The 13,534-nt window shown below is 68.9% G+C and carries 15 protein-coding genes; 9 read left to right on the top strand and 6 right to left on the bottom strand.

The annotated features are described in order from the left end of the window. Positions 1-13: 13 nt before the first annotated feature. Together EJP69_RS16780 and nac are read right to left on the bottom strand one after the other, a co-directional pair. The gene (locus EJP69_RS16780; protein WP_093307712.1) at positions 14-448 is read right to left on the bottom strand and encodes an acetyl-CoA carboxylase biotin carboxyl carrier protein; all 435 of its coding nucleotides are present in this window, start codon (positions 446-448) and stop codon (positions 14-16) included. Between the two features lie 140 nt (positions 449-588). Further along, entirely contained in the window at positions 589-1,527 is a 939-nt protein-coding gene (gene nac / locus EJP69_RS16775) for a nitrogen assimilation transcriptional regulator NAC (protein ID WP_093209927.1), read from the bottom strand. A gap of 143 nt (positions 1,528-1,670) precedes the next feature. Between nac and EJP69_RS16770 the strand changes: the two genes are divergently transcribed. Both EJP69_RS16770 and EJP69_RS16765 read left to right on the top strand, forming a co-directional pair. After that, positions 1,671-2,909, top strand: a complete 1,239-nt coding sequence (locus EJP69_RS16770) for an aspartate transaminase (RefSeq protein ID WP_126471554.1) — start codon at positions 1,671-1,673, stop codon at positions 2,907-2,909. A gap of 25 nt (positions 2,910-2,934) precedes the next feature. After that, positions 2,935-3,606: an RraA family protein gene (locus tag EJP69_RS16765; RefSeq protein ID WP_093209931.1), complete on the top strand. Its 672-nt coding sequence runs from the start codon at positions 2,935-2,937 to the stop codon at positions 3,604-3,606. Between the two features lie 113 nt (positions 3,607-3,719). Here EJP69_RS16765 and EJP69_RS16755 read toward each other — a convergent pair whose 3' ends face one another. Continuing rightward, positions 3,720-4,655: a LysR family transcriptional regulator gene (locus EJP69_RS16755; protein WP_126471552.1), complete on the bottom strand. Its 936-nt coding sequence runs from the start codon at positions 4,653-4,655 to the stop codon at positions 3,720-3,722. 112 nt (positions 4,656-4,767) lie between these two features. On the opposite strand from EJP69_RS16755, the gene EJP69_RS16750 reads away from it, so the two are divergent. Genes EJP69_RS16750 through EJP69_RS16735 form a run of 4 tightly spaced genes read left to right on the top strand, consistent with a single transcriptional unit; the run spans position 4,768 to position 8,633 of the window. Then, the gene (locus EJP69_RS16750) at positions 4,768-5,706 is read left to right on the top strand and encodes a dihydrodipicolinate synthase family protein (RefSeq protein ID WP_093209934.1); all 939 of its coding nucleotides are present in this window, start codon (positions 4,768-4,770) and stop codon (positions 5,704-5,706) included. Between the two features lie 49 nt (positions 5,707-5,755). Continuing rightward, complete coding sequence (locus tag EJP69_RS16745; RefSeq protein ID WP_126471550.1) at positions 5,756-6,727, top strand: Bug family tripartite tricarboxylate transporter substrate binding protein; 972 nt, start codon at positions 5,756-5,758, stop codon at positions 6,725-6,727. Further along, on the top strand, positions 6,717-7,427 hold the full coding sequence (locus EJP69_RS16740) for an SDR family NAD(P)-dependent oxidoreductase (RefSeq protein WP_126471548.1): 711 nt from the start codon (positions 6,717-6,719) through the stop codon (positions 7,425-7,427). Before EJP69_RS16745 ends, EJP69_RS16740 begins: the two co-directional genes overlap by 11 nt. 39 nt (positions 7,428-7,466) lie before the next feature. Then, positions 7,467-8,633, top strand: coding sequence for a mandelate racemase/muconate lactonizing enzyme family protein (locus EJP69_RS16735; protein ID WP_093209940.1), 1,167 nt, complete (start codon positions 7,467-7,469; stop codon positions 8,631-8,633). Between the two features lie 123 nt (positions 8,634-8,756). On the opposite strand, the gene EJP69_RS16730 is transcribed toward EJP69_RS16735, so the two are convergent. Further along, entirely contained in the window at positions 8,757-9,743 is a 987-nt protein-coding gene (locus EJP69_RS16730; protein ID WP_093209942.1) for a tripartite tricarboxylate transporter substrate-binding protein, read from the bottom strand. Positions 9,744-9,932: 189 nt separating this feature from the next. On the opposite strand from EJP69_RS16730, the gene EJP69_RS16725 reads away from it, so the two are divergent. Then, complete coding sequence (locus EJP69_RS16725; protein ID WP_093209943.1) at positions 9,933-10,481, top strand: MarR family winged helix-turn-helix transcriptional regulator; 549 nt, start codon at positions 9,933-9,935, stop codon at positions 10,479-10,481. A gap of 1 nt (position 10,482) precedes the next feature. Here the strand turns inward: EJP69_RS16725 and EJP69_RS16720 are convergent, their stop codons facing one another. Continuing rightward, on the bottom strand, positions 10,483-10,830 hold the full coding sequence (locus tag EJP69_RS16720) for a FlxA-like family protein (protein ID WP_170217139.1): 348 nt from the start codon (positions 10,828-10,830) through the stop codon (positions 10,483-10,485). Between the two features lie 145 nt (positions 10,831-10,975). Between EJP69_RS16720 and EJP69_RS16715 the strand changes: the two genes are divergently transcribed. Continuing rightward, the gene (locus EJP69_RS16715) at positions 10,976-11,422 is read left to right on the top strand and encodes a universal stress protein (RefSeq protein ID WP_093209947.1); all 447 of its coding nucleotides are present in this window, start codon (positions 10,976-10,978) and stop codon (positions 11,420-11,422) included. A gap of 26 nt (positions 11,423-11,448) precedes the next feature. Here the strand turns inward: EJP69_RS16715 and EJP69_RS16710 are convergent, their stop codons facing one another. Then, complete coding sequence (locus tag EJP69_RS16710; protein ID WP_126471588.1) at positions 11,449-12,378, bottom strand: LysR substrate-binding domain-containing protein; 930 nt, start codon at positions 12,376-12,378, stop codon at positions 11,449-11,451. Between the two features lie 139 nt (positions 12,379-12,517). Between EJP69_RS16710 and EJP69_RS16705 the strand changes: the two genes are divergently transcribed. Continuing rightward, positions 12,518-13,513, top strand: a complete 996-nt coding sequence (locus EJP69_RS16705) for a tripartite tricarboxylate transporter substrate binding protein (RefSeq protein ID WP_093209949.1) — start codon at positions 12,518-12,520, stop codon at positions 13,511-13,513. Positions 13,514-13,534 lie beyond the last annotated feature (21 nt).

The raw sequence follows: 13,534 nt of genomic DNA, 5'->3' as shown, positions 1-13,534 counted from the left end.
CGCGCGTGCCTCCTCATTCGAAGCGGAACAGGGGCTGCCCCGCTTCCACTTCCTGGCCCGATTGCACGAGCACCTGCCGGACGGCGCCCGCACGGTCGGCGCGGACCTCGTTGAACATCTTCATCGCCTCGATCACGCACAGCATCTGGCCGGCTTCCACCGCCTGCCCCGGTTGCACGAAAGGCGGCTCGCCCGGGGCGGGCTGGAGATGCACCACGCCGTGCAGCGGTGCGAGGCACTCGTCACCGGCAGGCGCCGGCGCCGCCGTTTCCTCGACGGTCCTCTTCGCCGCCTTGCGGGCGACGGCCGGCGTCCGCGCGACGGGCGCGGCCCCCAGCGCAGCCAGCTTCACCAGCCGCAGCGTGCTGCCGTTCTCGCTGTACTCCAGCTCCGCCAGGTCCGATGCGGCCAAAGCGTCGATGAGCGTCTTGATCTGTTCCTGCTTCATGCCGGTGGCTGTGATGGCCGACGCGCTCCGCGAGCGCGTGACGGCATGCATGAAAGGTAACGGGCCGCGAGCCTGAAGCCAAAGACGGTTTGGCTGTGCCGGGATAAGGGCGCCTTATGACGCCCACCGATACGCCAGCGTCACGGCAGCGCGGCGATCTCGGGCTCGGGCGTCGACGCGACGGTGCCGGCCAGGTCGGCCACCAGTTCGAGCAGGATGTCCTTCACCGCCTGCGCGGGCTCCGACAGCGGCAGGTGGTCGGACTGGCACAGCGCCAGCGGCGCCTCGATGACCGGATCGACGATCGGGAACTGCCAGGCGCCGCAGCTCGCCACCACCTCGCGCGCCATCGACGCCGGCAGGATGGTGGCGCCCAGCCCGTCGGCAATGGCCGCCGTGAGGGTGAAGGCCGACTCGATCTCCGCCACCACGCGCGGCACCATGCCCGCGCGCACGAAGGCCGCGTCCACCAGCTTGCGCACCACGTTGTACGGGCGCGGCAGGAAGAGCTCGATGTCGCGCAGGTCGGCCAGCTTCACCGGCTGCGAGGGAGCGGGCATCGACGCGGGGCCGACCAGGAAGAGCGGCTCCTTGAGCAGCGGAAGGAAGGTCAGCCCGTGGATGGCCTTGTCGCCGTACAGCACGGCCAGGTCCATCCGGCCGTTCATGATGAGTTCGCTGAGCGTAGTGCCGTAGTTCTCGTTCAGGTAGAGCAGGATGCCCGGGTGCCGCGCGCGCACGGTGCGAAGCAGCGGCAGCGAGAGCGCCGAGGCGGCCGTGCCCGGCGCGAGCCCCACAGACACCTGGCCCGAGAGCCCCTCGCCCGCGGCCTCCATGTCGACACGCGCCTGCTCGCACTGGCGCAGGATGATCTGCGCATGGCGGTACAGCACCTTGCCGGCTTCGGTGGGCGTCACGCCGCGCTTGGTGCGCACCAGCAGCTGCTGCCGCACCTCGCCTTCGAGCGTGGCCAGTTGCTGGCTCAGCGCTGGCTGGGCGATGAAAAGAACCTCGGCCGCCTGCGTGAGGCTTCCGATGTCCACGATCTTCACGAAATATTTGAGGCGTCGCAGGTTCACGCCTTGTCCCCAAGCAAAAGCCAAGCCTAGCACCGGCCCCGCGCGGCGGATATGGGTGCTCACCATGAGTCATAAGCTGCGCCTATACGACCAGTGCAATCTCGTCTTGGCCTCGCGGGAGCGATGTGCGTACCGTTCGGTCCATGCAAGCCACTACCTCCAGCGCCGACTCCAACGTTGCCTCCCGCATTGCCGCCCGCGTGCGGCGCATCAAGCCCTCGCCCAGCACCTCGGCCGCCGACCGCGCCAACGAGCTGCGCAGGCAGGGCAAGTCGATCGTGAACCTCGTGGTGGGCGAGCCCGACTTCGACACGCCCGCCCACATCCGCCAGGCCGCGGCCGCCGCCATCGAGCGCGGCGCCACCCGCTACACGCTGATGGCGGGCACCGTGGAGCTGCGCGAGGCCATCGTCGCCAAGCTGCAGCGCGAGAACGGCCTGAGCTACGCGATGAACGAGATCATCGCCACCAGCGGCGCGAAGAGCGCGATCTACAACGCCTTCGCGATCACGCTGGAGCCGGGCGACGAGGTGATCATTCCGGCGCCCTACTGGGTGTCGTACCCCGACATGGTGCTGGCCTGCGAGGGCACGCCCGTCACCGTGGCCTGCCCCGAGGCCAACGGCTTCAAGCTGACGCCCGCGCAGCTAGAGGCCGCCATCACGCCGCGCACGCGCTGGCTGCTCATCAATTCGCCGAGCAACCCGACCGGCGCGAGCTACACCGCCGCCGAGTACCGCGCCCTGGCCGAGGTGCTCGGACGCCATCCGCAGGTGATGGTGATGACCGACGAGATCTACGAGCACATCCGCTTCGACAGCGAGCCGCTGCCGCACATCCTGGCGGTGGCGCCATCGCTGCGCGACCGCACGCTGATCGTGAACGGCGTCTCCAAGACCTATGCGATGACGGGCTGGCGCATCGGCTACGCGGCCGGGCCGGTGGACCTCATCAAGGCGCTGGACACGCTGCTTTCGCAATCCACCGGCAACTGCTGCTCGGTGAGCCAGGCCGCCGCCGCCGCGGCGCTGAACGGCGACCAGAGCTTCGTGGCCGAAAGCGTGGCCGTCTACCGGCAGCGGCGCGACCGCACGCTCGCACTCGTCAACGACATTCCCGGCCTGAGCTGCGCCACGCCGCCCGGCGCCTTCTACCTGTACATCAACTGCGGCGGGCTCGTCGGCAAGACCACGCCCCAAGGCAAGCGGCTGCAGGAAGACGGCGACGTGGTGATGTACCTGCTCGAGAGCGAAGGCGTAGCCGTGGTGGCGGGCACGGCATATGGCCTGTCGCCCTACTTCCGGCTTTCCATCGCCACGTCGCTCGAGACGCTGGAAGAAGGCTGCAGGCGCATCGCGCGCGCCGTGGCCGCACTGCGCTGAAGACTTCACGACCAGGACGATCCCCATGCCCTACAAAGCCATTCGCAAGAACCCGTCGGCCCCGCAGGTGGCGGCGCACATCCTCGCCGCGCTGCAAGACATTCCGGTCGCCGCGCTCAGCGACAACCTGCACCGCAACATCGGCAGCGTCGGCCTGCAGCCCTACCACCGCCCCGGCCACAAGACCATGGCGGGCACGGCCGTCACCGTGAAGACGCGCGGCGGCGACAACCTCACGCCCATGCGCGCCTTCGAGTTCTGCCGGCCCGGCGACGTGCTGGTGATCGATGCGGGCGGCGACGTCACCAACGCCGTCATCGGCGGCATCCTGTCGTTCTATACCGCGACCATCGGCACCGCGGGCCTGGTGCTCGACGGCGCGATCCGCGACGTGGCCGAGATCCGCGAGCGCGACTACCCGGTGTATGCGCGCGGCGTGAACCATCGCGGCCCCTACAAGGACGGCCCCGGCGAGATCAACGTGCCGGTGTCGGTCGGCGGCATGGTCGTGAACCCGGGCGACATCGTGGTGGGCGACCAGGACGGGCTGCTGGCCTTCTCGCCCGACGAGGCCGAGCTGCTGATCGAGAAGGCCCGCGCGCATCTGGAGACGGAAGCGCGCACCATCCAGGCGATGAAGGAAGGCCGGTGGGACCGCAGCTTCCTGGACGCGCTCGAAGCGCGCTGCATGAACTAGAACTCCCCCAGGCTTCGCGCACTTCGTGTCGCTGCGCCTACCCCCTCGCCGGGGGCGACACCTGCGGCCCGGCAAAGCCGGTTCCGCGGTGTCCCGCGAACAAGCGGGGCCAATCAGGCGGCTGAGGTGCTTTCGCTGACCAGCGCCCACAGCGCCTCGGCCACCGGCGCCATCTGCGCCTGCTGGCGGTACAGACGAATGTCCACCGGCACGCGCCAGCCGCCCGCGCCGGCGTCCGTCAGCGCACCAGTACGCAGATCATCGGCCACCAGGCTCATCGGCAGCCACGCAAGGCCGCGCCCTTCCAGCGCCATGGTGCGCAGCAGCGCGGCATGGTGGGCCGTGAAGACGATCGACAGCGACGCGGCGAAGTCCTTGCCGAACTCGCTGTCCTGCATGGCCCGCATGATCCGGCCGAGCCCCGAAGCCTCGCTGTAGGCGAGCACGGAGGGCGATCGGCCCTCGCCCAGCGCATGCTGCGGCGCGCCTTTCGCGTCGGGTGCGCTCACGGGCACCAGCACGTCCTCGCTCAATCGCTGCACCGGGTACTGCGCCTCGTCCAGCCGGCCGGGCGCACCCGCATGGCCGTGGCACAGCACGAACTGCACGCGGCGCTGCAGCATCAGGTCTTCGCAGGCGTACGAGCTGTCGGAGATGGTCTGGATCGGCCCCATGCTCAGGCTCGACTCCACTCCCGCCAGCCAGCGCGGGAAGAAGGTCAGCGAAAGCACATGGGTGGCGGCGAAGCTCAGGCTGGCCGCCGCGAGGTCGTGGGCGGCGCGGGCCTTGATGCGCGCGGCCTCCAGGCCCGCCAGCGCTTCCTGCAGCAGCGGCTGGAAGCGCTTGCCCGCCGCCGTGAGCGCGGTGGGATGCGCGCTGCGGTCGAACAGGTCGACGCCCACCCATTCCTCCAGCGAGCGGATGTGCCGGCTGAAGGCGGGCTGCGCGATGGAGCGGGCCTGCGCGGCACGCGAGAAATTGCCGGTCTCGGCCAGGGCCAGGAAATCTTCCAGCCATTCGAGGTCGAGCGGTCGGTTGCCGGGGCCCATGCGCTGCGCGATCGGTTGAATAGTTGTATGCGATTCGAGTATTGGACGGCCCGTGCCCCGCCGGCAAAAGATGCACCCATTCCTGCAACTTGAACCATCACGGAGACAAAGCATGCCTTCCATCGCGAATTATCGCGGGATCATCCCCGCCATTTCCTGCCCCTTCACGAACGACCACCGCATCGACGAACCGGCCCTGCGCAAGCTGGCCTCGTGGCTGGCCGGCCACGACGGCGTGGTGGCGATCATGACCAACGGCCACACCGGCGAGGTGTTCTCGCTCACGCCTTCGGAGCGTGCCGAGGTGACGCGCATCGTCGCCGACGAGCTGCGCGGCCGCATGCCGGTGATCTCGTCGATCGTCTGCGAGGGCCTGGCCGAGGCCGCCGAGCATGCCCGCGCCGCCCAGGCCGCCGGCGCGGTGGCGCTGGACGTGATGCCGCCGCACCACTGGCTGCGCTTCGGCTTCACGCCCGGCCATGCGCTGCAGTATTTCGAGGCCATCCACCGCGCCGCGCCGGAGCTGGACCTGGTCTGCCACGTATACCCGGCATGGACGCGCGCCTCGTACTCGTCGCAACTGCTGGCCGAGCTGGCGCGCCTGCCCTACCTGCAGGCCTTCAAGGTGGGCCAGCGCGACATGAACAAGTACGCCCGCGACATCCAGGCGATCCGCGAGGCCGATGCCTCGAAGGCCATCCTCACCTGCCACGACGAATACCTGCTGGCCTCCATGGTCCAGGGCGTGGACGGCGCGCTGGTCGGCTTCGCGACCTTCATCCCGCAACTGATCATCGACCTGTGGAACGCGGTGAAGGCCGGCGACCTGAAGAAGGCAATGGCGGTGCAGGCGCTCATCACGCCGCTGAAAGATGCCGTGTACGGCGGCGGCGAGCCCACCGGCGAGGCGCATGCGCGCATGAAGGGCGGCATGTACCTGGCCGGCGTGCTCGAGAACGCCACGGTGCGCCCGCCGACCGAGGCGCCGAACGCGCGCGAGATGGACGCGCTGCGCGCCGCCGTCGAGCAAGCCGGGCTGTCGAAGCGCTGAGCCCACGGGCCATGGCGCCCGATCGAGAAAACACAAGGAGACAAGAGACATGCAACGCAAGCACTTCCTGCGCGCCACCCTGGCCGCCCTCGCGCTGGCAGCCGCATCGACCGCCGGCTTCGCCCAGAACTGGCCCAGCCGCCCGGTGCGCATGGTGATCCCGTTTCCGCCGGGCGGCACGCTCGACACCATCGGCCGCCTGCTGGCGCAGAAGCTCGGCGAGCAGACGGGCCAGAGCTTCATCGTGGAGAACCGCGCGGGCGGCAACGGCGTGATCGGCGCCGACGTGGTGTCGAAGGCGCCGGCCGACGGCTACACGCTGCTGTTCAACGCCTCGACCTTCACCACCGCGCCGATGACCATGAAGTCGGTGCCCTACGAGGTGGTGAAGGACTTCACCCCGGTGGCGCTGGTGGCGAAGGCGCCGCTGTCGGTGGCGGTCAACAAGAACCTGCCGGTGAACGACGTGAAGTCGCTCATCGCATACGCCAAGGCGCACCCCGGCAAGATGACCTTCGCGGTGGGCTCCATCGGATCGGCGGGGCACCTGTCGACCGAGCTGCTCAAGCGCGCGGGCGGCGGGCTCGACTACCTGATCGTGCCGTACAAGGGCACGGCGCCGGCCTTCCAGGACCTGATCGGCGGGCAGATCGACGGCTTCATCGACCCGATCCTCGGCTCGCTGCAGTACCACAAGAGCGGCATGCTGAAGGTGATTGCGGTGACCTCGGCCACGCGCGCGACCAGCCTGCCGAACGTGCCCACGGTGGGCGAGAGCATCCCGGGCTACGAGTTCTACAGCTGGTACGGCCTGTGGGGCCCGGCGAAGCTGCCGGCGGCCATCACGCAGCGGCTGAACGCCGAGGTCAACAAGGCGCTGGGCACCGACATGCGCGAGACGCTGAATGCGCAGGGCCTGCTGTTGACGCCGGGCAGCGTCGAGGACTTCTCGAAGTTCCAGGCCGAGGACATGGCGCGCTCGAAGAAGATCATCATCGAAGGCAACATCCATGTCGAATGAGTTCGCCACGGCGCCCCATGCGGTGGTGACGGGCAGCAGCGGCGGCATCGGCCGCGCCATCGCCTCGCACCTGCTGGAGGCCGGCTGGCGCGTGAGCGGCGTCGACCTCGCCGCGCCGACGCTGTCCTCCCACGCAGGCTTCACGCACACGGCGGTGGACCTGTGCGATGCCGATGCCATCGCGCGCGCAGCCGCCGCGCTGCAGGATGCCGATGCGCTGGTGCATGCGGCCGGCGTGCTGCGCGTCGGCGAGCTGGGCTCGCTCGACCATGTTGGTGGCGAGCTGATGTGGCGCCTGCACGTCGACGCGGCCACGCGCCTGGCCGACGCGCTCGTGCCCGCGATGGCCGCGCGCGGCAGGGGCCGCGTGGTGTTCGTCGGCAGCCGCGTCGCGCAGGGCCTGCCCGGGCGCGGCCAGTACGCCGCGACCAAGGCCGCGCTGATCGCGCTCGCGCGAAGCTGGGCCGCGGAAGTCGCGGCCCGGGGCGTGACCGTCAACGTGGTGTCGCCCGGCGCGACGCAGACCTCGATGCTGCAGGACCCGGCCCGCGCGGGCAGCGCGCCGCGCATGCCGCCCATAGGCCGGCTGATCCAGCCCGGGGAGATCGCCGCGCTCGTGGGCTTTCTTCTCTCGCCGCAGGCGGCGGCCATCACGGGGCAGGACGTCGCCATCTGCGGCGGTTCGTCGCTGCACCGCTGAACAACCTTTTCGCTTCTTTCTCATCCCCGGAACCCGACCATGAAAATCGTCAACATCCTCGAATCCACCCGCCCCATCAAGTCGGACATCCGCAACGCCTACATCGATTTCTCGAAGATGACCCTGAGCCTCGTGGCCGTGGTCACCGACGTGATCCGCGACGGCAAGCCGGTCATCGGCTATGGCTTCAATTCGAACGGCCGCTACGGCCAGGGCGGGCTGATCCGCGAGCGCTTCCTGCCGCGCCTGCTGGAGGCCGAGCCCGCGTCGCTGCTCGACGAGACCGGCGACAACCTCGATCCGCACAAGATCTGGGCCCGCATGATGATCAACGAGAAGCCCGGCGGCCACGGCGAGCGCTCGGTGGCCGTGGGCACCATCGACATGGCCGTGTGGGACGCCACCGCCAAGATCGCAGGCAAGCCGCTCTACCAGCTGCTGGCCGAGCGCTACGGCACCGGCAAGCCCGACCCGCGCGTGTTCGTCTACGCGGCCGGCGGCTACTACTACCCCGGCAAGGGCCTCGAAGGCCTGCAGCGCGAGATGACCAGCTACCTGGAGCGCGGCTACTCGGTGGTGAAGATGAAGATCGGCGGCGCAACGCTCGCCGAAGACTGCGAGCGCATCGAGTCGGTGCTGAAGATCCTCGGCCCCGGCCAGCAGCTCGCGGTGGACGCCAACGGCCGCTTCGACCTGCAGACGGCCGTCGACTACGGCCGCGCCCTCTCGCAATACCCGCTCTTCTGGTACGAGGAAGCCGGCGACCCGCTCGACTACGAACTGCAGGCCAAGCTCGGCGAGGTGTACGCCGGTCCGATGGCCACGGGCGAGAACCTGTTCTCGATGCAGGACGCGCGCAACCTCATCCGCCACGGCGGCATGCGCCCCGACCGCGACTGGCTGCAGTTCGACTGCGCGCTGAGCTACGGCCTCGTGGAGTACCTGCGCACGCTCGACATGCTGAAGGAGAACGGCTGGTCGCCCTCGCGCTGCATCCCGCACGGCGGCCACCAGATGTCGCTGGCCATCGCCGCCGGCCTCGGCCTCGGCGGCAACGAGAGCTACCCCGACCTCTTCCAGCCCTACGGCGGCTTCCCCGACGGCGTGAAAGTGGACAACGGCTACGTCACCCTGCCGCCACTGCCCGGCATCGGCTTCGAAGGCAAGGCCGACCTGATCTCCGAGATGCGAGCCCTCGCCGCCTGAACAAGCGCGGCCCATTCGCGGGACACCGCGGAACCGGCTTTGCCGGGCCGCAGGTGTCGCCCCCCGGGCGAGGGGGTTGGCGCAGCGACACGAAGTGCGCGAAGCCTGGGGGGAGTATCAAGTTCAGGGCTGAAAGCCGGAGCGGCGCACGACCGGCTCCCACTGCGCGCGATAGGCCTTGAGCATCTGCGCGGTCTCGGCCGCGTTGCTGACCACCGGCGTGATGAAGAGCGCGTCGGCCGCCTTCTGCAGGCCCGGGTCCTTCATGACGTCGCGGATCGAGTTGGCCAGCAGCTGCACCCTGGCGGGCGCCATCGAGCTGGGCGCGAAGAAGGTGTTCCAGCCGTCGGCGTCGATCTTCATGCCGGCCTCGCGAAAGATCGGGATGTTGGGCGCGAAGCTCGCGCGCTTCTTGCCCGAGGTGGCGAGGATGCGGATCTTGCCGGCCACGTGCTGCGGATAGAGCGAGTCGAGCGTGTCGATGGCGATCGGCAGGCTGCCTCCGCTCAGGTCGGCCGCCAGCGGCGCGGAGCCGCCGTAGCCCTTGATCTGCGGCTGCACGCTCAGGGCGTCGCCCACCATCAGGCCGAAGAAGTGGGGCAGGCTGCCGGTGGCGGGCACGCCGAACACGGCCTCTTCCGGATGCGCCCAGAGCCGGCCCACCAGGAACATCGCGCGGTCGAGCTGGAGCTTCTGGCCGACCGCGAGCGCGAAGTCGTAGCTGCTGACCTGCGAGACGGGCACGAAGTCCTTGTCTGGGTCGTAGCCCGCGTCCTTGAACACCAGCGGCGCGACCACCATCACGGCGGGGTTGCCCAGCATCAGCACGTTCTGCCCGGCGGGCGCGCGCTTCACTTCCTTGGCCGCGAGCCGGCCGCCCTCGCCCGGGCGGTTTTCCACGCTCACCTGCACGCCGAGCTTCGGCCCGAGACGCTCGGCGATCAGCCGCGCGATGCGGTCGGTGCTGCCGCCCGGCGCATAGCCGACCACGAGGGTGAGCGGCCCGCCGTCCAGCGCGGCGGGCGCCTGGGCATGGGCCAGGGGAGCGCAAGCGGCAAGGGCCATGCCCCCTGCCATGATGAGCTTGCGCCTGGAAAGAAATGCGGGCATCGGATCTCCTGCGGGACAGTTGTCGTGAACGGGAAGGCGCGGGTTTCACGGCGAAAATCGCGCGTCAAGACTGTTTCCGCTCGTTCAAATTTGTTACTGGTTTATACGTATGGGCAAACAGTTGATCTAATCAATCAACTGCCCGCCGAGGCGGGCGAACCACACTCACCCCGCCGTTCCGCCACCCATATGCAACAAGCTTTTCCCGATGCAGGAGCGTTGCGCGCGCCCCGTTCCCTGGACGACCTGCTGCTCTATCGCATGGCGCGCGCCGTGCGCGCGGGCAGCGGCATGGCCACCCGGCTGGTCGAGGGCGGCTTCGGCATCACGCGCCGCGAATGGGGAATGATCGCCACGCTCGCGCAGGAAGGCGAGATGACGTCGTCGGCGCTCGCCGCGCAGCTGCACCTGGACCGGGTGCGCACCTCGCGCGGACTGCGCAGCCTTGTCGAGAAGAAACTGGTGCACCGCCGCCAGAACGCGGAAGACCGGCGCGAGGTGCACGTGCGGCTGAGCGCCTCGGGCCAGCAGCTGTTCGGCGGACTCTTCCCGCGCATCGCGGGGCTGAACACCGAGCTGCTGGAAGGCATCGCGCCCGCGGACATGGAGGCCTTCCTGCGCTGCCTGCGGCACCTCGAGCAGCGCGGGGAAGAGCTTCTCGCGCAGGGCGTAGTGGCGGAGAAGGCCGACCGGCGCTCCGGCGGCACGCGGCACCGGTGGCCCGAGCGCGGAGGCTGAGTCAGGCCTGCACGTCCACGATGCCGCCGATCGAAGCGTTGCGGCTGCCGTTGCCGGCACGCTGCGAGGCGGTGGCGCTTTCCTCCATCGACGCCATGGCGCTCTTCTGGACGGCGCCCATGCGCAGCGCGTTCATCTGCTGCTGCAGCATGGCCAGCTGGGCCGCCAGCGCCTGGAGCTGCTGCTGGACCATCTTGCGCGCATCGCCTTCGGGCGTGCTGAGCAGCAGGCCCTGTGTTTCCTTGATCTGCTTCTGCGTCGCCGTGATCTGGCGTTGAATCTTCGCAATCTCGACGTTCACGTCGCCCCCGCTTCTCGCGCTGCCGGTTGCACCGATGGCATTCACCATTTCGATCCTCCTTTTTCGTGTACGAGCAGGAGTTATCGGCAGCCGGCGCGAAAAATGAAGGGTAGCCTGCCCGGCTTGCATGGCCGCGATCGCGAACTAGACTGAAGTGTGGGCACCCGCGGTGCCGGGGGCCAAGGAGCCTGCCATGTACAAGCGCGTTCTTGTGGCGACCGACGGCTCGGCGCTGTCGGAGCAAGCGGTCAAAGCCGCCATCGACCTGGCTCTTCTGACCAATGCGGACCTGGTGAGCGTCACCGTCGCGCACATCGAGCCGGTCGGCTACTTCGAGGGCTCGATGATGCTGAGCCAGCGCGACATCCAGGAATCGCAGGCGCACACCGACCGGGCCGCGCAGCAGCTGGTCGACAAGGTGGCGGCTTCGGCACTCGCCAAGGGCGTGCGCAGCGCGCAGGCCATCGTCATGCGGTCGAACCAGGTGGCCGAGGCCATCATCACCACCGCGAAGAACCAGCAGTGCGACCTGATCGTGATGGCCTCGCACGGACGCCGCAGCCTCGCGCGCCTGCTGATGGGCAGCGAGACGCTGCACGTGCTGACGCACTCGCACATTCCGGTGCTGGTGCTGCGCTGACGGAACGGTCTCCTGCCTCCTGTTTCCTATTTCGGCGCGACCTTTCGCAGGCAGTCCATCAGCAGCAGGCTGGCCGGCGTCTGCGAACGGCCGCGCAGCGTGATGATGCCCACCGGCGGGAGTTCGATCGGCACGTCGATCTTCAGGATGCAGAGTTGTCCCTGCTTCGCGAAGTGCCGGGCGACGCCGCGCGCCAGGAAGCCGACGGCCGGCCGCTGGTGCATCACCGAAAGCGTCACGAGGAACGAAGCCGTCTCGACGATGTCCGCCGGCGGCACGAGACGATGCTTGTAGAACATCTGCGCCAGCTTCGAGCGCGACGAAGCCCACGGCGGCGGTACCACCCAGGGCAGCCCGGCGAGCATCGCCCAGTTCGGCCTGGAAGCCTTCGCCAGCGGATGCTCCGGGCTCACGACGATGCACATCGGCTCCGCGTAGAGGGCCTCGGTCTCCAGGTCGGGCGATGCATAGCCGGGCTCCAGCCGGCCGACGATCAGGTCGAGTTCGCCCACGCGCAGGCGGGGCAGCAGCCGCGTGAGATCGCCCTCCTCCACCATCACGGTGGTCAGCGCCGACTGCTTCTTCAGCCGCTGGATGGCCTGCACCAGCAGGCTCGGCGTGGCCACCACCATCGCGCCGACGCTGGTGCGGCCCGCGCCTCCGCTGGCCACGGCGTCGATCTCGTCGCGCGTGCGTTGGTAGTCGGCCAGCACCGAGCGCGCGAAGCGCACCACCGTCGCGCCGTAGGGCGTGGGCTCGGTGCCGCGCGTGGAGCGCACGAACAGCTTCAGGTCGAACATGCGCTCGATCTCCGCCAGCATCTTCGAGACGGCCGGCTGCGTGATCGACAGGAACTCCGACACGCGGCCCAGGTGGCGGAACTCGTCGAGCGCCACCAGCAGTTGCAGGTGGCGCAGCTTGAGGTTGGAGCGAAGCACGCGGTCGATCTGGCTCATGGTGTCGTGGGGCGTCATGCGGCCTTTTTCTCTTCATAACCTGAAGCTCATGAAGAGAGTCCGCTATTTCATTGGATGGCAATGATTGTCTCCGGAAGAATCCGCCCTGCCTGCCGAACAACGATTCCTGGAGACAACGATGAAAACCCCTCGCAAGCTGGCACGCCGTCAGTTCGTGCTGGGCGGCCTGGGCGCCGCCGCACTCGCCAGCGCACCAGCACGCGCGCTGGCCGCCGACTACCCCGAACGCCCCCTCACATTCATCTGCCCATGGCCCGCGGGCGGCACGGCCGACCGGTCGATGCGCATCATCTGCCAGATCGCGTCACGCGAACTCGGCCAGCCCATCGCGCTGGAGAACCGCGCGGGCGCCTCGGGAATGATCGGCACCAAGGCACTGGCCTCGGCACGGCCCGACGGCTACACCATCGGCCAGATACCGATCTCCGTGACGCGCTTCTCCCAGATCGGCACCGTGCAGCTCGATCCGCTGAAAGATCTCACCTACCTCGCACGCACTTCGGGCCAGACCTTCGGCATCGCGGTGCCCGCGCGCTCGCCGTTCAAGTCGCTGCGCGACGTGGTGGCGCATGCCAAGGCCCACCCCGGCACCGTCACCTACGCGCATGCCGGCATCGGCGGCGCGACGCACGTCGGCATGGAGCAGTTCGCGCAGGCGGCCGGCGTGAAGTTCAACGCCATCGCCTACAAGGGCGGCTCGGCCGCGCTGCAGGACGTGCTGGGCGAACAGGTCGACATGCTGGCCGACAGCAGTTCCTGGGCGCCGCACGTGGAAAGCGGCAAGCTGCGCCTGCTCGCCACCTGGGGCGAGACGCGCACGCCGCGCTTCAAGGACACGCCCACGCTCAAGGAACTCGGCTACGACGTGGTGGTGGAAGCGCCCAACGGCATCGGCGCGCCCAAGGGCTTGCCGCCGGCGGTCGAGAAGAAGCTGCGCGATGCGTTCCGCACCGCCGTCAACAGCGAGGAATTCCGCAAGGTTGCGGAAAGCATCGACGCCCCCGTCATGTACCAGGACGGCCCCGAGTACCAGAAGTACGTGCAGGCCGTCTACCGGCAGGAGACCGAGCTCATTCGCAAGCTCAACCTCAAGGAGCTGATGGAAAAGGGCTGAGCAAGCCTTCCATCCGCAAGC

This window comes from Variovorax gossypii, from assembly GCF_003965815.1.
In the GTDB taxonomy this organism is placed as follows: Bacteria; Pseudomonadota; Gammaproteobacteria; order Burkholderiales; family Burkholderiaceae_C; genus Variovorax; species Variovorax gossypii.
Note: the sequence above shows the minus strand (reverse complement) of the source record. Positions and strands in the feature narration are given on the sequence as shown.